This is a genomic window from Sulfurimonas denitrificans DSM 1251, from assembly GCF_000012965.1.
Lineage (GTDB): Bacteria > Campylobacterota > Campylobacteria > Campylobacterales > Sulfurimonadaceae > Sulfurimonas > Sulfurimonas denitrificans.
In genome coordinates, this window is record NC_007575.1 from 1,701,203 (window position 1) to 1,727,209 (window position 26,007).

Genomic DNA, 26,007 nt, shown 5'->3' on the forward strand with positions numbered 1-26,007 from the left:
ACCCCTCATCTTTCATTTTCTATTTCTCTGGTATGTTTTAACTGTTTATCAAACAGATTAGACATATCAACCGCTTTGTGCATTGCATCCTTGAATATTTCAAGAGTAGGATTTTCAAGTACTTCTACTACATCTTGAGCTAGGTGTTTGAATGATTCTAACGCCTCTTGAGTGATTTCACGCATATCATAGTTTAATGCCATGTCCTCAAGAACTCCTAAATCTTGCTCACTTGTGATAATATCTTTGATGCCTGTTTCATCTGATAGATATCTTTGGATATCCTCAACTCTTTCGTACAGTTCACTTGCTTTATCGATTTTATCAATAAAGCTTTCTTTTTCTTGTTCCCTTGCTAAGTTTTGTTTTTCTCCCTCTTGATTGTTGATTTCTTGTGTTGCCTCTTGATACTTAGCATTTTCTTCTCTTCGTTTGTCATAAACGGTTTGCATACTTTCCCCTTTTATTTGGATGGTTGGCTGTTGAGTTCTGCCAACGACATTAATCTCTGGTCGCACTGTAATATTTGCATCTCTTCTGAACCTGTTTGCCAAGTTATTGAGTGTATCGCTCTGCAAAAGCAAGTCACTGAGTCGCTTGATGTTTGATACCACAACGCTGTTGGACAACTTGTGCAGCAGGTTAATGGTCTTTTGTTCTCTTGCAGTGCTTCTATCACTGGACTTATGTAACCCTTGAATTTTTGTGAGCTCATTTGCTCTCCTTTTTAAAATTTCTTCTGTGTTGTAATCTAGCGTACTTCGTTTTACTTGTCTTTCCGCCACTGCATCCCTGAACTGTTCTTTGTCTTGAGTGTAAATAGATATATGAGCTTTTGCCCTTGTAAGAGCTACATAAAAAGCATTTTGACTGCTGAGGCGGCTATCGCCTACAAATATACTTCTCTCGCTTGTTTGCCCTTGCGCTTTATGATTTGTGATTGCGTATGCGTGGTCAATGTAGTTGTACTCCTTTGTGTTGATTTTTATCTCTTTTTTACCTGTATCAACGGTTAAAAAGCCGTCTTTTATCTCTTTAACCGTTCCGATATCGCCGTTATTTAATCCGAGTGATTTATCTTTTTTAGTGAAGATGATTTTGTCATTTTGGCTAAACTCCTTTTGAGTGGTTTTATATAAGTTGAGCTTGTCGCCATGCTCGCCTAGATTTACTTCTTTACTATTGCCTTTGGCATCTTGCAAAGTGATAGAGTTTAATTCTTCATTTACGGATGCAATGACTGCCTCTGTACCGCTTTTTAAGCTCCCCTTGTAACTTCCTGCTTGCTGCACCATATCGCCTACCTCATAGCTCGTATAATGATGAACTGATATGCTGTCTAGTTGTTGTTTTTCCTGAATATGCAAAATTTGATGACTTGAAATAGAGTTGTCTTTTTTCAGCTCATCTCTTATAAGTTCGTTGAGTTCTTGTCTTGTTTGATTTTTCATAACAAGTAATAAAGTGTTGTCTTTATCTTGAAGATACTCTTTTACAACGCTTGAATAATCCTCTGCTTCGATTGTTTGAAACTGATTTTTACTCTCAAGAATGTCAAGCACTGCATCAGTTTTTTGCTCTTTTGTGAGCTTGTAAAGCTCTTTCATATCTGCTGTTTTTGCTCGCATGCTCTCTGCCATAACTGCAACTTCAATAGCACCTTTTGCTTGAAGCTGCTCGAAAATTGCACCTGCACCGATTGAAGTGAACTGTTTAGTATCCCCCATCAAAACAAGCTTTGAATTTGTTTGTTGTGCTATGTCTGTGAGCTTTTGCATTTTACGACTGTCTACCATTGAGGCTTCGTCCACTATGATGATTTGATTTTGCTTGTGTTGTCTTTGATGTATGAAGCTGTCTATCGTTTGCCCTTTTATACCGCTCTCTTTTGAGATTTCATCGGCTGCCTTGTTTGTAGGTGCTAAACCTATCAAATTATCTTTTTTATGCAGCTTTTGAAACTCTTTAACGGCTTTGAGCATAAAAGTTTTACCTACCCCTGCATCTCCTTGAATTCCTAAAATTGCATCTTTGGAAGTTAGAACATGACTAAAAGCTTCTTTTTGCCCTGCGGTCATAGTAGAGAAATTTTCAGACAAGAATTGCTCTGCTTTGTCTAGCGTAGTTTCAGCTTGTGCTGTATTTTTACTCTCTTGCGCATAGGTTAAAATCTCTCTCTCAATATTTATCATCTCTTGTGTTGTATAAATATTCTCATCGAGTTTGATGATGTCTGAATTTAATACCGCATTTTCAAGCGTAGATAAATCGTAGGTATAAGATTGAATTGCATTTAGTTTTATCGCTCTTGATAGTATCTCTTCACTCGTAAAAGTTGACTCATGCTCGGTTGTGAGCTGTGCAGCTTTTTGAGTTAGCTCGTCAAGAGATAAGATTTTTTGATTTGATTTTTCAAGGTTTTGGATTTGATGGATAGTTTCTTTTGTGAAGCCTGTATTCTCAACTAAGTTTTTATTTTTTAGCTCTATTTCTTCTAACTCACTATAAGAATGTGATTGCTTATAGTTTCTAGTTTCCAGTGTTGCGATTTGTCTAAGTTGTGACTCGTTGGCATTTGGATATTTTCTCAAAAGCTCTTTTCTATTTTCTAAAAGCCATTTTTCAATTTCTGCGGTTCTTGTCGATATCGAGTTTCTAGCTTCTTGAGTTACTCCCTTTATTTCTAAGATGTCTTTTTGGATATCTAAAACCTCGCTTTGAAAACCTAACTTTTGCATCTCTTGAAAAAGCTCTTGATGATAGATTTGAGTAATGAGCTTTTGATTATCGTATAGCTGCTTATTGTCTATACTTACGAGTTCGCCTTTTGAGTTTATAGTTTGGTTTGCGATGAAACAATGAGTATGGATTTTTATCTCTTCATTGCGATTGCTAAGATGTTGAAACTTAGCGATTGCAAGTCCGTTATTTTGAAAGTGCTCTCTGCCATTTTCGTTTCTCATTCTGTAGGTTATATATCTACTTGCTTTTTCAAGTGCAAGATTTACAGCTCTGTCTTGAGCTTGTAGAATTGATTTTTTAAGCTCATCGTTTGCGACTGCATAAATTACATCTATACTTTTGCTCGGACTAAAAGTAATATCAAAACCAGCACGCTGATTTCCAGTTGCATTGCCTTTGAGATTTTGATTTATAAGGTCTGCAAAATCTTGATAACTCTCTTTTGTAATTGCTGATTGATGAGCAATGTTTTGATAGCGATTTGACATTTCACCAGTGATATGCCACTCGCCCAACTCTTGGTTTTTTTGATAGTAATCAAGATCTTGTTGAAAGTAGTTTTCGGCTTGAGCTGAACTTTGCCAGCTTGATATTGACATCATGTGATTACCTCCTTTTTTTGAAATTTACTAGATAGCGTTTTTTCTTTCTATGATTGTCTGCAAATCCTTTTTAAGTTCTTTGAGCTTGGTTTCAGAGAATTGATGAATTTGGCTGTTGTGTTTGTTTGTTTCTTCAACTTGGTTACTGATAACTTTCCACAAAAAATCTCTTTTATCTTCTATAGATTTTGTGATAGAAATATACATTTTTTGAATTGTTGGCTCTTCTATACTATCAACTAGAGCCTTGTTTAAAACAAGCAAACCATCCAGCTCAGTGTTTAATAAATTTTTTAAGGCTCCAACTACTTTCTCGTTTAATTCTGAAAAATCAGAAATCGTTTCTAAAGTTGCTTCTTGTCTTCTTTCTATATAGTGTTGTTGTTCCCGAACATAATTTAAAACGTTTCCATCAATAGCTTTTTCCTGTAAAATATGTATAGCGTATTTTTCCATCTCTATAAAATACTTACGAACTTCTTTACCTTTTGAACTTCTTGAGGACATGGCTATATGCTTTGCTGCATCAAGTGTAATGATGTAATCAAATTCAGGTCTTCCGCCTTGTTGTAGGTTTTTCGGATTTTTCCGAATAACCTCAAAATCTAGTTTTTCTTCTAGGTCTAAAGTTTCAATCTGATACTTTATCCAGTTTGAATATTTGTCTTGACTTCCTAACTCTTCCCACAACTCCCTTGAATTCACTGTTTGAAGCTTTTCTTCGCCTATTTTATTATTTGTAACTTTTATTATTTGCACTGGTTTTTTCATTTTGGTTTCCTGAATTGGTCTTGGTTTTTAATGGTAGGTATTAAGTATTAAACGAAAATTAAAGTGAATTTGAGAAAAAAACGATAATTTTCACCGATTTTTAAAGCAGCTCACCCAAATGGGCGTGGGGTGTGTCTCTTCTTTTGTTTCTCAATATGTTCTCAAAACATTCTCAATATGTTCTCAATATGTTCTCAAAACATTCTCAATATGTTCCTATGCCCTAGAATAGGGCTTTTCAGCTATCACTTGGAAAAAAGTCACTCATCATCTCGAATGGGTCTTTTTGATCAGTGGCTTCTTTTTTTTGAATTGTTTTTGGTGCAACATAAATATTTTTGATTGGTGTGCTCGGCTTGACTGATTGAATATTTTGTCGCTTTAACCAGTAATTTAAATTACGGCTCGTCACATTTACATTTAGCTCTTTGAGGTAAGTACATATCTTAGCTGCTGAATAGCCTCGTCTTTTGAGCTCAAAAATATCATCTTTATACTCATGCAAAACCGACTTATACGGTTTTGTATTTTTCAAAAACTTTTCAAGCTTTGACATTTTTTAGCTCACAAAAGTGAAAGTACATGATGACTCAAGGTACTTTTACCCACCCCACCCTTTGTCGAACACACGGCTATGTTTGAAGGTTGTCCGAGCGTGTCTGCTATTTGAGGCATGAATTTGTCAAGTGTGTTTTTAGCCTCAACTGATTGACAATATTGCCCCCAAAGTTTTAAATATTTATTTTTATCTCGTCCCGATTTTTCAAACATAACTTCTCTGATGTCTGGCATTTCGAGAAAAGGCTCACAAATTTGAGCGAACTCGCCGACTGTGTATCCAGCAGTCGCAGCGATCTCAAAAAATGGATTAAGTGGAATCATTATTGTTTTTGGATTGTTGAGCTCTTCGAAAAGTGAAGATATACCTAGCGCCTTGTTGCCAAACCAGAACATCCAATCTTTGCGAATTGTTGACATGTCATAGACTTGATTTAGAGCAAAAACAGTGTTTTCGGGTCTTCCGATTAACTCAAAAGTATCTTTTGCATTTTTCGCGCTTGATAATGAATTGCCGACAGGAACGATATACGTCCAGTCGCCCCTATCGGCTTTTTTGATAATTTCGAGCCCTTTTTTAGAGTCATTTCCACCACCGAGATCAACTATAAGATTTGAACCAGTTGACATCTGTTCAAAGAGCATCTCCCCGAACGCTTCCTCGCCGTCAGATATTACAACTGATTTTGACTCGATTACTTGTGATTTATGAAACACGTTTGAGTTGTTGTTATCATCTATTTCTAAAATTATTGTTTTCATTGTTTTTGCCTTTTTTTAATTTTTTGGATTTTTAGCTATCGCTTTTAATGGTATATAATAAATACCATCTTTTTTTTGGGTAACTTCACCCAAATTTTTTAAATAAATCAGAGATTTATCACCATTTGGATTATCAAATATACCAAGGTTGTTGGTATTAACACATGGCTCTTTTACCTCTTTTTCAACATAAAAAGGCTTCTCAACATATATTGGTTTTTCGACAATCACCTGTTTTTCAACTATTTTTATCTCTTTTTTGGCGACTTCGCCCAAGAAAGGTAATGTTACATTGAGGTATGGAGCGACATAAGGCGCTGACATACCCATCCCAAACGCAAAGAGAGCGACCCAAAAGATTTGATGGCTTTTGGCTTTTTTTACGTTATTGTTAACGTCTTGAAGAGATTTTTTAATCTCATCTAATTCACTAAAATCAAAATCATTTTTGATTTGAGCTGCTTTTGTTTTTAAATCTTGAGAAATTAAATTAATTTCACTCTCGATTTTAGAGATGAGAGGTGCAACATCTATGTTTATCTCTTTGTTTTTTATACTTTCGAGATTTGATATAACTTTGCCCATTCCCTCAAATTTTTTGAGCTCATCAGTATCTTTTTGTATTTGAATAGATATAAAACTAAGCTCTGACAGCAGCTCTTGCAAGCTTTGTGTGTTTACTATACTTTCACCGACTGGTGGACTTGTAGAGCCTTTGTTTGGAGTGTATTTTTTTGGTGGTTTTTTAGGCTCTTCCAATTTTTCATTATCTTTATCAAAGATTAAATCGCCCTCTTGAGGCATATTGCTATCTTCTTCTAATATAAAATCATCATCTTTCATTTTTTTTGTATCTCCTTTTGATGTTTAAAATAGTAGGTATTTAATATTAAAGTTTTTTTAAGCTTCAGTGGCTTGAAAAAATTCAATGCAATCGCCATAGGCGATTGCATATCTTTCGTAATCGCATAAGGCGATTACACACGCATTACTGTTTTTTCGTTCACGCTTTGTAGCGTCTCTCCTACACTATCGCTTACGCTGCTGACTTTCTCATATATCAGCTCATACATAAAGCCAGGCATCTTCCAAATCATCTGAACAACAAGTATAATTTTAATGATCATAAACGTTACACTGACTAGCCCAAAAACGATATATTTGTCTAAGAATAGTTTGATGAGTGAAAACAAATTACTAAACTCAAAACTACTAAACATATAGCTCCAGCTCGCATTTTCGATTGAGTCAAGGCTATTAAATACGTTATTTAGAAGTGAAAACTCTAAAAAATTAAGAAGTGAAATTGAGAACATCGATAAAATGACACATACAACAATTAGAATAGTTTTGAAGGCTATTGCGATAATTTTCGCAAATGCAACTCCCATGCGCTCTTCTTGATTTTTCGCAAAAGCGTAAATCAGTAAAAACATACTTGCAACAAAAGCAAAAAGTTTCTCGACAAATAAAAGCGTGAAAACAAGTATCGCACTGCCCAAAAATATGGTCATTACTAAACTTGACATAACACTCTTTATTAAAATTGCAGCGATTTTTAAATCTATGACGTCATAATCATTGTTGATTTTTGTTTTTTCAGTTATATAATTTAAAGCTTTTCGGCTTAAATTTATGCCTTTTCCTATCGGACCGGAAACAGTTGAGAGTTGATTAAATAACCAATTTGTGATTGGTTCTTTGACAACATGCACCATTTTTGCGATGTTATGCCCCCCGAAGAGCATTAAAACGGGGATATCAGTTGCAAGCTCTTTCATTTTCGACTCTGCGAAATCTGTAATAGCATTTTCATTGTTGTCATCGATTTTAGTGGCTTGTTCGAGATCATCCAAAATTCCCAAATTTTGCAAAACTAGATTGATCACCGGAAGATAAACAATACTTAAGTAGCCCTGCTCTGCAAACATTTTCCACTGAATTTCGTTTACGACTTTCATATATTCAACTTTAGCATCCTTCACAGAAGGGTCTTTAAGCTTCGCAAATTGCGCATCAATCTCTCCTATTCTCTGTTTCGCCGCAATCCATTTTTTAGTGTTTTCGTAACATCCACTCAAACTCATAGGCGCAAAATTCGGGTCTCTGAACTTCTCTTTTGCGCTCTCTTTAACAAACCCGCTGTCGCTATTTGCAGCAACACTGTTGTAAGGACTTATAACAGCTTGATTTGAACTTTGCGCATATTTCATAATCGCTAGCGCTTCCGCCTCACTCTTTGGCCAAGGATTCGCATCTAATGACGAAACTTTGCTATCAAACAGCACGGATGAAAAGGTGTTCGCACCGTCGTTTTTGCTCAATGTTGAGGATCTGTATGTTTCTAAAGCACTTTTAATGGCATCAACATCATAATTCGCATAACACATCTCTGTGTCAATCGTGCTATAAGACTCCATACTTTTTTGTAGAACTTTCCTCTCAGTCGTCATGGCGTCTATCTGTTTTTCATTAAAAAGCCCCGTGCTTCCATTCAGACTGTTAAGATAAGCCCGTATCCCAATCTCTGCAAAAGCATCCGCCCAATAGTTCGTTTCACTATATAAAAACTGTATCGCCGCCTGAATATTAGTCTGTTGAATAATCAGTTCGTTTTTTGCAACGCCTTGAGCTTTACTTTCATATTGTATATTTAGCTTTTGAACATCACCAGCAAACAACATAATTATCGTTAAAAAGCCGACTGTGGTACGTTGAATATGATTACTGTCATAATCCCTTTTTTGCATGATTTTATTGCTTATCGCAGGCATAGCCCAAGTCAATATGACGTTATTGACAATAAACACAAACGCAAGAGCTTGCGCCAAAATAACAATAATATCGTTCGCCTTTAGCCAAAAGTCTAACAGCATAAAATAACTAGAATTTGCGACGGCATCTGCGGCATTTTTAATGCTCACTTGATTAGCGGAATTAGATAGAAACTCGTTTTCACTTTGAGAGTCAAAGCCCGTGAGCAGTCCTACGAGGTTGCTGAAACTCTTCTCCATCTTTGTAACAATCATTTCATTAGGAAGAGTGGTATATCCGCTTCTCGTTTTTAACTTTTGAGTTAAAAGCGTCTGCTCAAAGTCAAATATATCAACATTGAAACTAACTATCCCATCCAAAATATCCGCCAAATCCAAAAATTTGGCATCTTTGCTATGCTTGTAATCAACCGTATATTTATACTCTTGAGCCTTTAGCTCATTCATATAATCACTGTTCGTTCTTTTAAGCTGCTGCGTTTCCTCGTCTGTATCTTTATTTTGAGCATCCGAATATTTATCCAAACAACTTTTATTTACAAAAACCTCTGAATATTCAGTGACTTGATTTGTATTCTTTATAGCATCAGAACTTGAAAAGTTATTAAGATGAACAGAACACCCGATTCTACCGCTTACTAAATCAAAAAAATTCACCCTCGTTGTATATCCGGCATTCACTCTCTCAGGTGTAAGAGGCGGACAAACATAATCCTTTGGCGAGTCACATGAAGTAAAACTTAAAGGAGTGAACCACGGTTGCTCAGTCTTTATCTTTCCCGCTCTACTTTCTTCAAACTCTTTCTTATAAGCACTGTCTTCGCCAACCACCGTAACGTCGGTATTTATTTCAACGTTATTTACCCTCTCATCTGCAAAGCTCGTGCTTCCGCTCGGAAGGTCTTTATTTGCAGCCAATGGGTCATACGCCCAAGCGGTTGCCGTCAAAGCAACCGCAAAAAGTAAAAAAGGTAACTTTTTCATTTTTTACTCTTTTGAAAATTGGAGCTTTTCAGCAACTTCTATTTTTTTAGAAGTGACGAGATAGCCCATGCTTGCCATTGTTACGCTTGTTAGAAGCGCACTTATAGTGAAAAATACAATGAGTATTTTTTTGAGTTTTGATAGTTTTGAGCTTGAGCGAGCAAGATAGAAATTTTTATCTTTGTACCAAATTTTTGCGAAATTAGCAGATAAAAAGATGTCTTTTATCAAATAAAATAAAATCATAAAAAATGTAAGACTATAAGAAAAGTGATACATGAACTTATCAATCGAAAAAATACCGATTGACAGATTGAAAAATGTCGAAAATGCAAGACTTACAAATATAAGAATTGTCACTTTAAGCATGAAATTTTTAATTTTGTTTATCCTAAAAAATAGATATAAACATAACAATATTGCGAGTGAATTACTATAAAAGTAAACATCACTTAAGCCTTTAGTTTCGATTGTGCTTAAAATAATTAAACCTAAAATTGGTATAATATACCTGATAAAAAATACCCAAAGTTGCAAAATCATGAGCTTTGCGCTTGATTTTTTGAGTTGAAAAAGATTAGAAAAAACCGCAATTTTTTCTAACTTTTCGACTTTTACGATTTGTGCATTTTGAAAAATAGGTAAAAACTTGTAGTCGTTTTTAACCGCATTTTCTGGGATTTTGTCGGTTTTTTGAAGTTCCTTAAAAACTTTTTCGGTCATTTTCATTTTAAAATCCTTCTTTTGCGTTTTACGACTGAACCAGAGCTGTCGCCTGTGGCGATTGCGCCCAACTTAGTTATTGATTGTGCGGCGTGTTGTTGGTGTGTCGGTTTTTGAGCTTGATGTTGCTCGTACCCTGAGAGATTAACTCCTCGGGGCTTTTTTTCGGGCTTATTGCATCCTGAAAAAATTAATAAAACGGGTAAAAGTAGAAGTATCTTTCTCATTTTTCGGCTCCTTTTTGTTTAGCAAAAGCTGTTTTGTATTGAAAATAGGGTCGTATTTGTAGTCGTTACGAACGCAAAAGTAACGATTATCACCTATCGTGATTGTTTCACTATTGATTGAGTAGTGACTTAGACTCACAGACAATTTATCGCGCTTCGCTAGCAATAGGTATAAATCGCGATCAATCATAAACTGATAGTCAGAGAACAATCTCGCACGTGAGATATATATGTTTTTAGGCATATCAGTTCTCTCGCCGCTCTCGCATGAGAGGGCATCTCGTGGGAGTGGTATAATTACCTTTTGCAGGGCTTCCCGCAGAGCTTCAAGCTCTTTTGGGCTTGTAGAATTTTCGTCGTACTGAATGGGTAACGAGATAGTCAATGCGTGAGCCGCAGTTACAGCGATTAGCGCGATAGCTACTATTGTTTTTCTCATTTTTTCTCTCCTTAAAATAAATTTAAAATAAACTCGCGAACCGCGCGAGGTCTGTCTTCGCTTGATGTTACAAGCACAAAAACAAGCACCACAATTAAAAACCATTTAATTTTTTTCAGGTGTTTAGATACAAAACTTGGAAGAGGTATGTATAACAGATTAGATAGAAACTCTTTCATTTTTTACTCCTTTTTTTTTCAATTTTTTAAAATATTTCCGCATTTTTTTAAGCACCCGCTCTTCTTTTTTTCTCTTTTTTAATCTCGATTTGTCGTTCTTGAACTCGACGAGAACGTCAAGAAATAGCTGTGCTTTTGATTTTAAATCTTCGCTTAAATCTTCAATTTTTAAGAAATTTTTAAGTACTCGCTCGCTTAAACACCAATAACTTTCGCACCTAGTGCGTTGTAAGCCAGCGACAAGCAACGTGTACATGTCGCATCGCTCAAGCCCTATATTGTTCTCTTTTGCGTAGATGAACAATTCAATCGTTCGAACATATTCTTCTTGCATTTTTGCTCCTTATTGTTAAATTTTGTTTTACACTTTTTCAAGTAAAATGCAAAATCAAATTTAAAAAAAATAATACCGTTGCTCCACGGCTCAGTCACCTTCACGGCAACTCATCCCACACCAGCACCACCGCTCAACGGTTACTTTTCACTGTAGGGTTCTCAGGGCAACTCGCCCCGTGAGGTCAATCCTCGTTTAAGCCCTACATTTGATAGGACTTAGATGAAGATAGATTTAGAGTGAGACTAACTCACCCTCTGGTAGTAGTTATAGAGATAATCCCATACCTCAAGAGCTTGCTCTCTACTCAGTACCTTGTTATTTTTCATGTTTTCAATATATCCGTGAACATTAACCTTGAAACCTGTTGTAGGTTCATACCCTATACCCTGAGTGTAGAAGGGTACATTTGTGTTTTTCTGAATGAAGTGTTTTTTGAAACTCTGTAGATTTGAAAAAATATCTCTCTCTGCTCTGCTCTCTTGAGAGAGAGTTTCTTTTTCTTTACTTTCTTTTTCTTTACTTTCTTTTTCTTTACTTGGTTCACCATCGGTTGTCCGATGGTTTGTTGAGTCTATTACACTCAGCTCTAAAAGCAGCTGTTCTTGCTTTGCTCTTTTGGCTGCAACTCCCTTATGAGAGGCAGCAACAATCTTTTCTCTTTTTTGAGCTAAAAAGCTCATGCGGCGGTTTAGAGAATGGCTAAAAAAGAAGCTTTGCATGTCAATCTCAAATAATTCGTATTTTTCAATTACATCTATTATTTTTGATGGTGTTGTGTTGTATTTTCTGGCAATACTAGGTATTAATCGTAACGGATATCTATAATCTTTTTGCTCACGCAGAGTTTCAACCAAAATCCAAAAAATACCATACCCTTCAAGTCCCATTTCATCTATCATGTACATACATTTGTAATCATCTTTTGCATTTGCATCGTGAGAAAAATAACATGTGTCTTTTTGTATTGCACTCATTTTTTTATACCTCTAATAATCATTTTAAGGCACTTTATAAGGGTTTGTGGGGTAAAATTGCAGTACCGCGCTAATACCTTATTAGTGTGTGTTCTAGCCTTTTGCTCTTTACTTAGTTTGGCGACAGGGTAAGAGCTAAGGCGACTATGCTATTTGTTTACTTTTTATTTGTTTTTTAAAATCTAAAAAAGTTGCAACATCTTCAACGTGAAACTCAATACCCCCGCCGCTTTCGTTTTTGGTAAACATTGGTATTTTTTCCAATCTGTTTTGATGGATTGCTTGATCGATAAAAGCTACACTTTTACCAATTAATGGTGCTACCTGTTTTTTGTTTAATATTAATGAGCCAGTATGCTCAAAAATCATTTTTGCTAATTCTGTCATTTTTTTCTCCATTTTTTCTCGTATATAAGATTATATTCTTTTATATTTTGATAATGTATTGTATGTGAGATAAGCTTAAAAAAAGCTTTAATTTCTTATAATTGAGTATTTATTTTATTATTTATTTTTAAAATCTTATATATGAGGTATTTATGTCTTCTTATGCCACGATTTTTTCTCAAATTCTAGAAATTTCAGAAAAAAGTTTTTACAGATGGAAAAACAAAGACCATGTTGTATTAGTTACTTTGCTTGAAAAATATTTCACAAAAGAAGATCTAGAGGAATTTTTTGAGAGCGGTAAAATTGAAAGGCTTGATTTTTTTAAAAAACTTGATTCGTTTTTTAATTCATTTTCACTACAAATTGAACAAAAAATGAGTTTAAAACTTAACATTACTAATAATAATTATTCGTTTGGTGAGCTTGATGAGTATGTAAGTTTATTTTTTTTAAGACAAAAAGAGTTAAAAATTGAAGATCTTCAATTAAAAATTTTAAAATATATAAGTGACGATGACAAATTATCATCAGATCGTAAAATATCATATATTGCAGCGATTAGCTCATTAAATGAGATAGAGTTTTTTATTATTTCAAAAGAGCTTTTTCTTTTAAAAATTTAGCTTTTTAAAGCAACTCCGTCGCCTCATGCCTCTTATTTGGTATGAGGTGAGAGTACCTCATAGTCATTTCAAGGGTCTTGTGCCCTAGTTGCTCTTTTATATGTAAAATATCAAGCCCTGCCATAGCTAACCAGCTCGCATGAGTGTGTCTTAAGCTATGCACCGTTACTCTTTGCTTTGCGTCTGCTTCTTTGTTTTCATCTATTATATTATCAACGACAATCTGCCAGCTGTGCAGCATACGCTCCATCTGTTTGCCTTTTGTATTGGCGATAATGAGATTATTGTTTTTGTCTGCCTTTAATTGCTCTATTACTTCTTTTACTAACTCATTCATAAATACCCATCGAGCATTACCGTTTTTTGTAGCTTTAAAATAAATCATATTTGTTTCAAAATTAATGTTGTTCCATGTAAGTGATGCGACTTCACTAAATCTTGCACCTGTGTAAAGTAATAAAATCGTAAGCTGATAAAGTTGCGGGTTCTCATATTGCAAGAGCTCATCTAATATAACCCTCGCCTGCTCTTTAGATAAAAAAGCTTGTCTTGCGTTGTCTATAGTGGGTAATTTTACTTTGCCACCAGATATTGGGTTTGCATAGTTTTTAATGAGGTCGTTTTTGATGGCGTAATTGATGATGTGGCGCATTAAACCGATATAGTGCTTAACTGATTGAGCTGCATAGCCTTTTGAGGTGTAGAGCTGCTTAAACTGCTCTATATCTTTTGATTTTATTGATTTGATATCTTTGTTTGCAAAAGTAGGGGCGATATGTAGTCTATAATATTGTTCGTCTGAGATATATGTTTTTTTATTCACTTTAGCCCATTCATAATAAGCTAGCCACGCATCCTCAAAAGTAAACTTTTTAGCTCTTTGAGATTTAAAAGGAGACTCTTCACCGGTCATAAGATGATGTTTTGCTTGTATCAATCTATCATAAGCATCTTTAACAGTAAAGTTTGATTGTTTAGTTTTTACGCCTACTTTCTTTTTTACGGGTTTGCCGTGTTCGTCTCTGTAGTTTATATAATAAGCAATATTACCGTTTTTGAGTTCGTTTATCCAAACACCCTCATATCTTCCGCCAGCTGGTTTTAGTGCCATTATTCATTCGCTTTTAGTGTAAAAGAATATAGTTGAGTATCAAAATATTTTAGAATCTCATATATCTCATCAAATATAATCTCAAAATTATTTTTATTTATTACTTTTTCATAATGAAAAACTCTATTTCTAAAGTTTCTTATATGGTCAAGTTCTTTATACAGAATATCTCTAGTTATAAATTTTTTGTTTTTGTTAGGTAAATTTGGAAAGATTTTTTTCAAATCATTTATGCGCAGTTTCTTATCATATGGCTTTTTGAATAAATTCACCCAAAAACCTAAAGAAAGTTCAGCAATTACTTTATGTTTTGTAGTTGCCTCTCTTCGTTTTTCTAGTACTTCTATCGCTTGTTTTATTTTTTGAATACTGTCTTGAGTTAAGAAAGTTTCATCTAAATACCAATCATTACTAATTTTATTTGTCAAATGATTATCGATAGAATTTCTTAAGGCAATTTCTAATACAGATAGAGGTATATATGATTTTTTAGAAAAGTGTAAATTAGCTCTATATTCCTCAATACTTCTGTAGCTATTAAACCTTTTTTCACTTATAAACTCATTTATTAAGCTGTCTTTCATATTTTTTTACCTATAGTGCGTATTGTAATTCTCTTGTAAGCCTACATCCTAGAGGTGTAGCCTAGAGTTTTAAAAACATTTCTTCTTTCTTAATTATATTTCTCAAAATTTGTTTACCGCTTCTAAAACTATTATAACTTATGAAACATTGTATTGTATCTAAATATATATTTTTTTTACTACAGTTTTTACTACAAATTTTAAAAAAGCATATATAAATATAAAAGAATATAAAAAAGTGACACCTCATTTAAAGCCCTTAAAATAGGTACTTTTCAAAGGATTTGTACGATTTTAAGAAATATTAAAAAACACTATTTAAGTGACTGAAAATCATTGTGTCCTTGGTTCGATTCCGAGATTGGCCACCACCACTTCAACAAACATTTCCATAACAATAATTAAATTTTAAGCAATTAGAAAAATACTAATCTATTTTGTGATTATAAAAAATAAAGATTAGGGGGCAAGGGGTAAAAGCCCCCTTGCGTTACCTAGGTAACGGTGCAAAGATGCACATAAGCTGCTATTCGCAAAAAAAAATATACCACAAAAAAAATTAACTTTGATTTTGGCGTTATATTAATTTACTCTCCTATATCTTCATTCCAGAGTTGTGGGTTTTTTTGGATAAAACTTTGCATCATATCGAAGCACTCTTGATTGTCTAAAATTTCAACTTCAACTCCACAAGAGCGGACATACTCCTCTGGACCTTTAAAAGTACGATTTTCACCTATGATAATTTTAGGTATCTTATATAAAAGTGCCGCACCACTACACATACTACAAGGCGAAAGCGTTGAGTAGAGTATTGCTTTTTTGTACTCTGAGGCAGCCATTCTTCCAGCATTTTCAAGACAATCCATCTCCGCATGAAGAATTGCGCTACTATCTTGAACTCGTCTGTTATGTCCACGACCAACAATCTTGCCATCAATCACAAGTACTGAACCTATTGGAATCCCACCCTCTTTGAGACCTTTTTTTGCCTCTTCTATTGCTGCTTGCAAAAATTTATCCATGTTGCATCCTATAATTAGAGTTATTGAAACTAACTGCCACATTTATACCAAAATAATCCTATTTACACAATATTGTTTAAAACACTGATATAATTTCATCCAATGGGGCTGACCTGGTTTCGACGGGACCTTGTAGCTTCTAACTGCATGTCGGACTGAGCATTTCCGTTACGCGGCTCAACTTGCTTAAACGCAAACAATACAAATTATCGCCCAGCTTACGCAGTAGCTTAAGTTTTAACCCCTTTCACTAAGACTGGAAGGCGGGCTGCTTCACCTGTTGACTCTAGATAGGCAGGATTCGAAGTATCACCCTTATGTAGATATATTTTACGTCTGTCTCGAGCGTAAAACGAACCCAAGAGGCTCGTCTTGTCTAACTTTGCAAGCTGTGTGAAGCAAGATTAAAAAACAAACAACTTCTCTAAACATGTAGACGTTAGGAGTAGCGTGGTTTCGGACTGGAGTTCGATCCTCCACAGCTCCACCATAATAAACTCATTAAATTTTAACAACTCCTCAGCACTTATTTTGTATAATCCCCAATAATTTTTTTAAAAGGTATAACATGCGAGGTTATAAGATTTTTGCTGGTTCTGCTAGTGTTGAATTTGCAAAAGAGGTGTGTCAAATTTTAGATGTTCCATTGGCTAAAGCTACTGTTAAAAAGTTTAGTGATGGTGAAATTTCTGTTCAAATTGCAGAGAGTGTTCGTGGGCGGGATGTATTTATTATCCAATCAACTGGCGCTCCATCAAACGACAACTTAATGGAACTTCTAATCATGACTGACGCTCTTCGACGCTCTTCTGCTTCAAGTATTACAGCTGTTGTACCTTACTATGGATATGCTAGACAAGATCGTAAAGCTGCGCCTCGTGTTCCAATTACTGCAAGACTTGTAGCCGACATGTATGAAGCTGCTGGGATTGACAGAGTTGTAACAATTGACCTTCATGCTGGACAAATTCAAGGATTCTTCAACATTCCAGTTGACAATCTTTATGGCTCTGTAACTTTTGAAAACTACATAAGAAGCAAAAATCTAAAAAACCCAATAATTGCTTCTCCAGATATCGGCGGTGTTGCTCGTGCTAGATACTTTGCTTCACGCATGGGACTTGATATGGTCATAGTTGATAAAAGACGTGAAAAAGCCAATGAGAGTGAAGTTATGAATATTATCGGTAACGTTGAGGGCAAAGATGTAATCATGATTGATGACATGGTTGACACTGCAGGGACTATGATAAAAGCGGCAACTGCTCTTAAAAACAAGGGTGCCTCCTCTGTAATGGCATGTGCTACACATGCTGTACTAAGTGGTAAAGCTTACGAAAATATCGAAAATGGCGAATTAGACGAATTAATCATTACAAACACTCTTGAGTCAAAACCTCATAAAAAAATCATTGTTTTAACTGTTGCACCTCTTTTTGCAGAGGTTATACGCAGAGTTTATCACAATGAGAGCGTAAATAGTCTCTTTGCGTAATTAAAGGAATCAATTGAAAAACATTAGAAATTTTTCTATCATCGCACATATAGACCATGGTAAAAGCACCTTAGCAGATCGCATTATTCAAGAGTGTGGCTCGGTGAGCGATAGAGAGCTTGGCAAGCAGATGATGGACACAATGGACATCGAAAAAGAGCGTGGAATTACCATAAAAGCACAAAGTGTAAGACTTGACTACGTAAAAGATGGTGAGCACTACATTCTAAATCTTATTGACACTCCAGGACATGTTGACTTCTCTTATGAGGTAAGTAAATCTTTAGCTTCAAGTGATGGCGCTCTTCTTATCGTTGATGCTGCCCAAGGAGTTGAAGCTCAAACTATTGCGAATGTTTATCTAGCTATGGAGAATAATTTAACGCTTATCCCCGTCATAAATAAGATAGATTTACCAGCCGCCGACCCAACAAAAGTTGCAGAAGAGATAGAGACTAGCATCGGCATAGATGCTACAGATGCTGTTTTGGTATCTGCGAAAACTGGTGTTGGTATACGCGCACTTATAGATGCCATTGTAGATAGAATACCTGCTCCTGTAGGAGATTCAAATGCTCCGACAAAAGCTATCATATATGATTCGTGGTTTGACCCGTATTTAGGGGCGCTGGGTCTTGTTCGTGTTTTTGATGGTGAGATAAAAGTAAACCAACTTGTAAAAATTATGAGTAATGGCGAAGAACATCAAGTTCTTGATTTGATGTACCCGCATCCACTTAAACGTAAAAAGACTCCCGTTATAAAAACTGGAGAGATTGGCATAGTAGTACTTGGACTAAAAGAGGTACATGTAGTAAATGTTGGTGACACTATTACTGATGCCAAAAATCCTACGTGCGAACCTGTTGTAGAGTATGAACCAGCAAAGCCTTTTGTTTTTGCAGGAATATATCCAATAGATACGGACGAATTTGAAAATTTACGTGATGCGCTTGATAAGCTCAGATTAAATGACAGTTCTCTCTCTTTTCAGCCAGAGACCTCGTTAGCTCTTGGTTTTGGTTTTCGTGTCGGATTTTTAGGAATGCTTCATATGGAAGTTGTAAAAGAGAGACTTGAGCGTGAGTTCAATCTTGATTTAATCGCTTCTGCGCCATCTGTTATTTATAAAGTTTATCTAAACAACGGCGAAGAGATTCATGTTCATAATCCTTCAGAGTTGCCAGAAGTGAATCGTATAGATAGAATTGAAGAGCCATATATAAAAGCCACAGTTATTACTCCGAGTGAATATCTTGGAAATATTATAACTCTGCTAATAAATAAGCGTGGAACTCAAACAAAAATGACATACCTCAACCAAGACAGAGTTATGCTTGAGTATGAAGTACCGATGAATGAAATTGTCATGGACTTTTACGACAAACTAAAATCAATCTCTAAAGGTTATGCTTCATTTGATTATGAGCCGATTGAGTTTAGAGTTGGAGATCTTGTCAAGCTTGACATAAAAGTAGCTGGAGAGGCAGTTGATGCGTTAAGTATCGTTGTTCCTCGCAATCAAGCACTTCCACGTGGTCGTGTTTTAGTAAAAAATATGAAAGAGATTATACCTCGTCAACTTTTTGAAGTAGCCGTCCAAGCATCTTTAGGTTCTCAAGTTATAGCACGTGAGACTGTAAAGAGCATGGGCAAGAATGTTACTGCTAAGTGTTATGGTGGAGACATTACAAGAAAAAGAAAACTCTTAGAGAAACAAAAAGAGGGTAAAAAAAGAATGAAATCTATCGGAAAAGTGCAACTGCCGCAAGAAGCATTTATGTCCGTTTTAAAGATGGACTGAGGAAGCAAAAAAAATGCGCTGCTTGATGTGTGAAAATCTATCTTTTTCACATATCTGCAATAATTGTCAGACTACTTTTTTAACACCTTCTCTTTATAGAAGAAAAATTTTAGGGGATATAGAAGTTATCTCTTTTTATAAATATAGTGATATAAAAAATCTCCTTCACACCAAACATACTGATTTAGGCTATTACATGTACACTATTTTGGCAAAAAACTCACTTGAGAAGTTTGCCGCCCAATTCTCTTACACTCAACATGTAGTCTCAATTGCCATAGATGATACACTAAGTTCTGGATACTCCCATACTGCCATATTAAACAGAGCCTTAAAGAGCGATTTTATAACGCCTAAGTTTAATAAATTAAGAGCAAAAAACAGAGTTACTTACTCTGGTAAAAGTAGAGAATTTAGAATGTTGAATCCTAGAAATTTTGAACTTAAAGAGTTTAAAGAAAAAGAGCTTATATTGGTAGATGACATAGTAACAACTGGCTCAACTCTTACCCAAGCAATCAAGTTACTGCACTCAAATAATAAAAACACTCTTTTTTGCCTCTCTCTAACAGATGCAAGTATAAAATAAGCAACGGGTATATATACTTATATATATTATAAATCCAAAGGTTAAGTTTGAAAATTTTTACTCTTTTATCTCTAATCTTCTCTATTGTTTTTGCTAGTGAGAGCAACCTTGATGACCTTTTATCAAAGTATCGCAAAGCAAATGAACTTCATAATCAAACAAAAGATGAGAGTGCGGGGCATGTTAGTGTATTTTCTCGCTCTGATTTAGATAAAATGCAGGCATACACTCTTAATGATGTTCTAAAAACTATTAAGCTATTTACTTTAAAAAACACAAATTTTGGATTTACCTCTTTAGTTAAAACGCCCTATTCAGAAAACTCTATGTCCTCTATAAAAATTTATATAAACTCTTATGAATTAGCCTCTGTTACTTCTGGTTCTGGATTGGCACAGTTTGGTAAAATGGGACTTAACCATATAGATCACATTGAGATATACCAAGCTTCTAATGCTATAGCTTTTCATGGTGAAGCAGGAAATATGGTTATAAAGCTCTACACGAAAAATCCATCACGTGAAAATGCAACAGTAGCGCAAGCTGCTGCGGACTCAAAAGGTGGAGCTAGAGGACAGGTTATAGATGCTCAAAGTTTTGGTGAGTACTCTTATCTTGCAAATGCTGATGTCAGCAGCAATAAGTACGATAAGAAGCAAAGCCCAAATGGAAGCATTTTCTCAAGAGATGGAGATAGAGGACAGTTCTATTTTAATTTTGCAAAAAGAGATGATTACACTATTGAAGCTGGGGTTGCAGTTGAGAGTTATGACCTTTATAGCGGATTTGGCAACAAAATAAATGATGGCGATATAAAATCAAAATATAGCTATCTAAATTTTACAAAACAGCTCCCACAAAATATAGAGCTTATCTTCAGCACAACTTACGAAACAATAGAGATTGAAAACTCAGATTTTTCTGGGATAAAACTCTTTGATGGCAGTTTGAGTAAGAATATGCAAGTAGAAAATGGTTCGTATGTATATGATTTTATACTACAAAAAAGAGATACTTATAAAGATAACAGATTCTTTTATGGTGTTCAGGTAAAACAAAAAACTTTTTTCTTAGATAAGCTAAAAAGCAATGGTGTTGAAAAATCAGTTATACTTGGTCCAAAAAATCTTGATATCTACATGTTGTTTTTTGAAGATACTTACAGCATAAATGAGAGCAACAAAATTATATTTGGTGCAAAGCTTGATTATTTTAAAAACCACACTACACCCTCAGATATACAAAACATAATGCGCCTTGCATATATCTCAAACCTAACTAATGAGCTATCTTTTAAAACATTCATTCAAAATATGTATGTTTACCCACAAATAGCACAAACAACGTTCTCTCCCATATATGATGCTAACCCAAACCTAAAGCCTTCAAAATCACATGTAATGAAAGCAGAGCTAGAATATGAGAAAGATGATATAACTATAACTTTAAGCGGAGGAAAAGCAAAAGCCAAAGATGGTATTGTTTTTAATCGCACATTAAACATGTTTGTAAATAATGATGGCAATTCAAACTTTTCACAAGTATCACTAAATGCAGAGTATAGATTTAGCACTGAGAATAAAATCATAGCAGAGTATTTCAAAGCGTTTAAAGAGAATGCAAATCTCTCTCCAGACTCTGGTGTGCTTCTTCAACTCTACACTACTTTTGGCAAGTTTGATATCTATAATGAACTTGTATATAGGTCATCTTACACAGGAATAGATAACGTTTATATAGCTGAGGGTTATGACTACACGGCGGGTGCAATTTATCACTATAACAAAAAAATAAATATAAAACTAAAGGGTGAGAATATTTTTGACAAGGCGATACAAAGCAGCATAAAAGGAACAACTCTTCCCTCTCTTGAGAGAAGAGCAATTTTAACCATGGAGTACATTTTTTAGATGAAAATATTTCTTCTCTCTATACTCTTAGCACTATCACTCTTTTCAAATGAGAGCAAAGAGGCTATTCAAGTAGAAATTTTAGAGAAAATTTTTCAAAATATCTCACTAGATGAGAAAATAATAATCTACTCAGATAATGAAAAAATAATTCAAGAGTTTAATAAAAATGCTAACTTCTCCACTACTCAAGAGTGTCGCAAAGCTTCAATAATCGTACTTGAAGATAAAAAAAACTTAAAAGATGATTTTTGCAAAAAAGCTATCTTTGTACTTAAATATGAACTTTTGAAAGAGATTCCAAAAAGTTTTGGTTCAATGTTTTGGAAAAAAGGCAGACCAAATATTGTACTAATAGAATCAAGAATAAAAGAGCAGAAAATCTCAATATCTAAAGAGCTTGAGATTTATATAGAAGAAAGAATATGGTAAAAAAAAGAGAGTTAGCAATCTTTTTTCTACTTTTTGTGCTTGGGCTATTTTTAGCATATACATATAATGACATCACTAAAGCAAAAGAGACTATCTTTGAGACAATAGAAAAACATGAGATAGAACAAATCTCTTTAGTTTTACAAAATATACAAAAAGATATCCATACAAACTATCAAATAAAAGATAAAGATGATTTAATCTCTGTTTTTAAAGAACAAAACAATAGAGAAAGATATGAACAAATCCTCTCCATAATGTTATCTTCAGATGTAAAATATTCATACATTCTTTATAAAGATGATACAAATAAATTTAGATTTTTACTCGATGCATCAAAAACCGATAAAGCAAACTTCAACCAAAAATTTGATATTGATTCAAAAGAGTATGAGATTATCTACGACCTCAAAGAGCCTCAAATTATAAAACAGAAAAATGTTGAAAATCTTTATGTAACTTATCTCTACCCAATTATCAGCAATGGCGTTGTTGTTGGATTTTTCAATATAGACTTTACTACAGATATAAAGATGATTATTTTAGAGTCCATAAAACCATTAGAGGCCTTTTTTACAATTCTTACTATTTTTATATTTATATTTATGGGTGTAACACTTATACAAATTTTTCACTACTTTATGACTAAAAAAAAGATTTTTACAGATCCACTTACAGGTACATTTAATAGAAATTATCTCGATGAGATAGAGCATGTATTAAACCTTGAAAAATATAGTGTTGCCATGCTTGATTTGGACAAATTTAAGATAATAAACGATACTTATGGTCATAAAACTGGGGATTATGTCCTCTCACATGTAAGTACTTTATTTAAGAATTCAATTAGAGAGAGCGATATTTTAGTTCGTTATGGCGGTGAAGAGTTTTTACTTCTTATAAACAAAAGAGACAAAACAGAGCCAAAAACAAATATTTGTGAAAGAATAAGAAGCAATGTCGCTAAAGAGAACTTTTCGTATGATGGACATGATATAAAAGTGACTGTATCAATTGGTGTTCACAAACACCCAGCCTTAGAGAAAAATCTCCAAGAGGCGATAAAAATAGCAGACAAAATGCTCTATGAAGCAAAAAGCAGTGGCAGAAACAAAATAGTAATTTACGATGAAAAACTAAACTCTCTCTCCTTATCATCTTCATCATCAAAACATTTGAGTTTTGTAAAAGAGGCACTTGAAGAAGATAGAGTTACATGTTATTATCAACCTATCTATAACCATCATACAGGAGAGATTTTTAAGTATGAAGCCCTTGTAAGAATCATCGCAAAAGATGGAAAAGTTATTCCACCTATGAGTTTTATGCCTCACATAAAACTTACAAATATGCACTATAAGCTTACACAAAGAGTTCTATCTACTGTTTTTGAGAAATTTAAAGATAATAAAAGCCTTGTAAGTATAAATATAAATTTCTCAGATTTAATAAATCCAGATATTGAAGAGAGCATAGTAAAAGCACTAAAATCTAATCACCACTTAGCTTCTAGGGTAACTTTTGAGATACTTGAGAGTGATGAGATTGAAAATATTGAGCTATTTAAACAGAAGATTCATCTTCTTCATTCACTTAAGGCAAAAGTATCTATTGATGATTTTGGAAGTGGTTACTCAAACTTTAAGAGCGTTATTGATATTGAAGCAAATTTCTTAAAGATTGACGGCTCTTTGATTAAGAACATAGATGTAAATGGCAAAGATTTTAAAGTAGTTAAGAGCATTGTTCACTTCGCTGCACAGAGCAATATGCAGACAATTGCAGAGTTTGTACACTCAAAAGAGGTTTATGAGAAGCTTCTGCTCTTAGACATAGACTATATGCAAGGTTACTACATCTCTAAGCCAGAAGCTCATTTAATTTTAAAAGATGAGCTTTTTAAAACAGTTTCTTAAATAGCTTCTCAACTTTATCTATCACTTTTTTGCCAGTCTCAGATTTTAAAAATTTCTCTAAATCAATGCTAACTTTTGGAGAATCCATACTTCCACTAAGGTTTGCATTTATTGTATCATTTTTTATAACTATACTCAAATCAGAGTTCATCTGATTCGTTTTTGTGTTTAGCTTTGCATCTTTTGTCTTAAGTGCTGTCTCTTTTGAGTGTAAATCAAGAGAAGCTAAAATATTCTCTTTTTCTATCTTTGCACCAATTTTTCCATTAAAATTTTCTCTGTACATATCAACTTTTGTAAACTGCTTGATTAAATCAAATGTCTGATTTTTTGCAAACATTAAATTTATTAACTCTCCATCAAAAGTGCCCTTACTTTGTGCTAAGTTATAATCTATTTTTGCGTTTAGTGTACCATCAAAAAGCTCTGGATGCATTAACATGTAAAGCAGTTTTGTTGTCTTTATATCACTTAGAGTTGCACTAAAATCATCATTATGAAGTTTTGCTTCTAATTTTCCGCCAGAACTATTTGAATAGAGCGTAAAGTCCAAATTTTTCGCCTTTGATATCTCTCCATTTGCTATGAAACTTCCTCTTAGATGCTGAGCGGTTACGAAATATAGGCTATTTAAATCACTTATGCTAACTACATAATCACTCTTAAGTGAGGCATCTTTCATATTTAATTTGGCGCTTTTAATGTCAAGATTTGCAAGATTTGATTTAAAATCCACCTTTGTATCAGCAATACCATCTCCTAAAATTGTAGTAGTGTTTGAACTAAATGTACTCTTTGGCATAGGTGATGAAAACTTATATGCTTTAGTAAGATAAGCAGAGTCAAAAACTCCATTTCTTAGAGTGCTCTTTACTTCACCCCTTAATGAGTCTGTTCTTGCATCGCTAATATCTGCCTCCATCGAGAAAAGCGCATCTGCGTAGTGTGGTTGTTTTATCATGTAGAGAAGCTTTGCAATATCCAGGTCTGTAATTTTTGCCCTTAATGAGATTGGCGTAAAATCTTTTAGCACAGCTTCAAGTGTAGTTTGTGAAGCTGCTACATCGCTATTTGCACGAACTAGAAGTCTATTTCTATCTCCGCTTAGTGTTCCATTTAACTTTAGCGCCCCTCTTATATCTGCGTTTGTGATAGGTTTTAAAACTTCTAAATTCTCTACATCAAGTGCATATTTCAAATCAGCTTTAAATGGCTCTGGGGTAAGGTTTCCTGAACTATTTATTTTAAAGAGATTTGACGTTAAATCACAACTATAAACCAAATCATCTCCCTTTAATTTTGCATCAAGGCTCATATCAAAAGAGCTCTTTGGAACAGTTACATTAAAGTCGCTCTTCATAAATTCTGGATTTATAACTCCATTTTTTGTAACTAGCTTCACATCTCCATCAAGCTTATGAGGAGTTATACTTTTAAGATTTATGTCAAGATTTACATCTGCTGCTGCATATGGATTTTTAGCCCCAAGATAGAGCAGCAAAGAGAGTTTTGCATTTTTCATGTTTGCAATAATTGAGGTTGGATTCAAATCACTCAACTCAACATGGTAAGAGGTATCACTCTGCGCAACATCACTTTTTCCATCTATCTTCATAAAAGCCAAATCACCTCTTACTACTCCATCTGTTTTAAATGCTCCATTAAGAGGCATCTCCAAGAGTGGCTTTAATGTTTTGAGATTTTTAAAATCTATCTCATAATTAAAATCAAATGATTTTGCAAATATAGAGTAAATCCCCTCTGCCTTTATAAAATTCCCTTTATCAAGTTCTAGCGTTATCTTAAAATCACTCATACTAAGTGAGAAGTTCTCCATCTTAGTAGTAACTTTAATCCGCTCTTGTATCTTTGCCTCTATTATGGGCTTGATTAAGTTATTTCCAACAGGCGTAAATGCAACTACATAGACACTTACCACAAAAAAGAGTATGATAGCACTGATCCAAGCTAAATATTTCATATAATCTCCAGTTATTTTATATGGATAATAATACTATAAAAAGACATATCTTAAGCAACTGCAAACTTGACAGCA

At 34.3% G+C, this 26,007-nt stretch carries 22 protein-coding genes and 1 other RNA gene; 8 read left to right on the forward strand and 15 right to left on the reverse strand.

Annotated features, from left to right (window positions below; all coding sequences use genetic code 11):
- Positions 1–5: 5 nt before the first annotated feature.
- The 11 genes from mobF to SUDEN_RS08500 form a co-directional block, all read right to left on the reverse strand.
- Positions 6–3,341 carry a MobF family relaxase gene (gene mobF, locus SUDEN_RS08445; protein ID WP_158301045.1) on the reverse strand — a complete coding sequence of 1,112 codons (3,336 nt, stop codon included), beginning with the start codon at positions 3,339–3,341 and terminating at the stop codon, positions 6–8.
- 30 nt (positions 3,342–3,371) lie between these two features.
- Positions 3,372–4,115 carry an antA/AntB antirepressor family protein gene (locus tag SUDEN_RS11110; RefSeq protein ID WP_011373241.1) on the reverse strand — a complete coding sequence of 248 codons (744 nt, stop codon included), beginning with the start codon at positions 4,113–4,115 and terminating at the stop codon, positions 3,372–3,374.
- Positions 4,116–4,353: 238 nt separating this feature from the next.
- Positions 4,354–4,671, reverse strand: a complete 318-nt coding sequence (locus SUDEN_RS08455; protein ID WP_011373242.1) for a hypothetical protein — start codon at positions 4,669–4,671, stop codon at positions 4,354–4,356.
- A gap of 8 nt (positions 4,672–4,679) precedes the next feature.
- A complete protein-coding gene (locus SUDEN_RS08460; protein WP_011373243.1) occupies positions 4,680–5,435 on the reverse strand; it encodes a hypothetical protein in 756 nt (251 codons plus the stop codon).
- 15 nt (positions 5,436–5,450) lie between these two features.
- Complete coding sequence (locus SUDEN_RS08465) at positions 5,451–6,278, reverse strand: hypothetical protein (protein ID WP_011373244.1); 828 nt, start codon at positions 6,276–6,278, stop codon at positions 5,451–5,453.
- A gap of 134 nt (positions 6,279–6,412) precedes the next feature.
- Positions 6,413–9,193: a hypothetical protein gene (locus SUDEN_RS08470; protein WP_011373245.1), complete on the reverse strand. Its 2,781-nt coding sequence runs from the start codon at positions 9,191–9,193 to the stop codon at positions 6,413–6,415.
- 3 nt (positions 9,194–9,196) lie between these two features.
- Positions 9,197–9,922, reverse strand: a complete 726-nt coding sequence (locus tag SUDEN_RS08475; protein ID WP_011373246.1) for a hypothetical protein — start codon at positions 9,920–9,922, stop codon at positions 9,197–9,199.
- Between the two features lie 165 nt (positions 9,923–10,087).
- On the reverse strand, positions 10,088–10,582 hold the full coding sequence (locus SUDEN_RS08485) for a hypothetical protein (protein ID WP_011373247.1): 495 nt from the start codon (positions 10,580–10,582) through the stop codon (positions 10,088–10,090).
- Between the two features lie 159 nt (positions 10,583–10,741).
- Complete coding sequence (locus SUDEN_RS08490) at positions 10,742–11,095, reverse strand: hypothetical protein (RefSeq protein ID WP_041672293.1); 354 nt, start codon at positions 11,093–11,095, stop codon at positions 10,742–10,744.
- Positions 11,096–11,340: 245 nt separating this feature from the next.
- Positions 11,341–12,072 (reverse strand): DUF4373 domain-containing protein, encoded by a 732-nt coding sequence (locus SUDEN_RS11115; protein WP_011373248.1) that lies wholly within the window; start codon positions 12,070–12,072, stop codon positions 11,341–11,343.
- A 144-nt stretch (positions 12,073–12,216) separates the two neighbouring features.
- A complete protein-coding gene (locus SUDEN_RS08500; protein WP_011373249.1) occupies positions 12,217–12,459 on the reverse strand; it encodes a hypothetical protein in 243 nt (80 codons plus the stop codon).
- Between the two features lie 152 nt (positions 12,460–12,611).
- Here SUDEN_RS08500 and SUDEN_RS08505 point away from each other — a divergent pair, with 152 nt between their 5' ends.
- Positions 12,612–13,085 (forward strand): hypothetical protein, encoded by a 474-nt coding sequence (locus SUDEN_RS08505; protein WP_011373250.1) that lies wholly within the window; start codon positions 12,612–12,614, stop codon positions 13,083–13,085.
- Between the two features lie 4 nt (positions 13,086–13,089).
- Here the strand turns inward: SUDEN_RS08505 and SUDEN_RS08510 are convergent, their stop codons facing one another.
- The 3 genes from SUDEN_RS08510 to SUDEN_RS08520 all read right to left on the reverse strand — a co-directional run bounded on the left by SUDEN_RS08510 (position 13,090) and on the right by SUDEN_RS08520 (position 15,805).
- Positions 13,090–14,196 (reverse strand): tyrosine-type recombinase/integrase, encoded by a 1,107-nt coding sequence (locus SUDEN_RS08510; protein ID WP_011373251.1) that lies wholly within the window; start codon positions 14,194–14,196, stop codon positions 13,090–13,092.
- Positions 14,196–14,780: an Abi family protein gene (locus SUDEN_RS08515; RefSeq protein ID WP_011373252.1), complete on the reverse strand. Its 585-nt coding sequence runs from the start codon at positions 14,778–14,780 to the stop codon at positions 14,196–14,198. The genes SUDEN_RS08510 and SUDEN_RS08515 overlap by 1 nt, the downstream gene beginning before the upstream one ends.
- A gap of 587 nt (positions 14,781–15,367) precedes the next feature.
- Complete coding sequence (locus tag SUDEN_RS08520; protein ID WP_011373253.1) at positions 15,368–15,805, reverse strand: nucleoside deaminase; 438 nt, start codon at positions 15,803–15,805, stop codon at positions 15,368–15,370.
- Positions 15,806–15,909: 104 nt separating this feature from the next.
- Here SUDEN_RS08520 and ssrA point away from each other — a divergent pair.
- The 7 genes from ssrA to SUDEN_RS08550 all read left to right on the forward strand — a co-directional run bounded on the left by ssrA (position 15,910) and on the right by SUDEN_RS08550 (position 23,951).
- Positions 15,910–16,295: a transfer-messenger RNA gene (ssrA, locus tag SUDEN_RS11220) on the forward strand.
- Between the two features lie 78 nt (positions 16,296–16,373).
- Complete coding sequence (locus SUDEN_RS08525) at positions 16,374–17,300, forward strand: ribose-phosphate pyrophosphokinase (RefSeq protein WP_011373254.1); 927 nt, start codon at positions 16,374–16,376, stop codon at positions 17,298–17,300.
- A gap of 13 nt (positions 17,301–17,313) precedes the next feature.
- On the forward strand, positions 17,314–19,104 hold the full coding sequence (lepA, locus tag SUDEN_RS08530; protein ID WP_011373255.1) for a translation elongation factor 4: 1,791 nt from the start codon (positions 17,314–17,316) through the stop codon (positions 19,102–19,104).
- Positions 19,105–19,117: 13 nt separating this feature from the next.
- Positions 19,118–19,693 (forward strand): ComF family protein, encoded by a 576-nt coding sequence (locus SUDEN_RS08535; protein ID WP_011373256.1) that lies wholly within the window; start codon positions 19,118–19,120, stop codon positions 19,691–19,693.
- Between the two features lie 47 nt (positions 19,694–19,740).
- A complete protein-coding gene (locus SUDEN_RS08540; RefSeq protein WP_011373257.1) occupies positions 19,741–21,603 on the forward strand; it encodes a cobalamin receptor in 1,863 nt (620 codons plus the stop codon).
- Positions 21,604–22,035, forward strand: a complete 432-nt coding sequence (locus tag SUDEN_RS08545) for a hypothetical protein (RefSeq protein ID WP_011373258.1) — start codon at positions 21,604–21,606, stop codon at positions 22,033–22,035.
- Positions 22,029–23,951, forward strand: coding sequence for a bifunctional diguanylate cyclase/phosphodiesterase (locus SUDEN_RS08550; RefSeq protein ID WP_011373259.1), 1,923 nt, complete (start codon positions 22,029–22,031; stop codon positions 23,949–23,951). Before SUDEN_RS08545 ends, SUDEN_RS08550 begins: the two co-directional genes overlap by 7 nt.
- On the opposite strand, the gene SUDEN_RS08555 is transcribed toward SUDEN_RS08550, so the two are convergent.
- Complete coding sequence (locus tag SUDEN_RS08555; RefSeq protein ID WP_011373260.1) at positions 23,935–25,932, reverse strand: hypothetical protein; 1,998 nt, start codon at positions 25,930–25,932, stop codon at positions 23,935–23,937. The genes SUDEN_RS08550 and SUDEN_RS08555 overlap by 17 nt on opposite strands.
- Between the last annotated feature and the right edge of the window lie 75 nt (positions 25,933–26,007).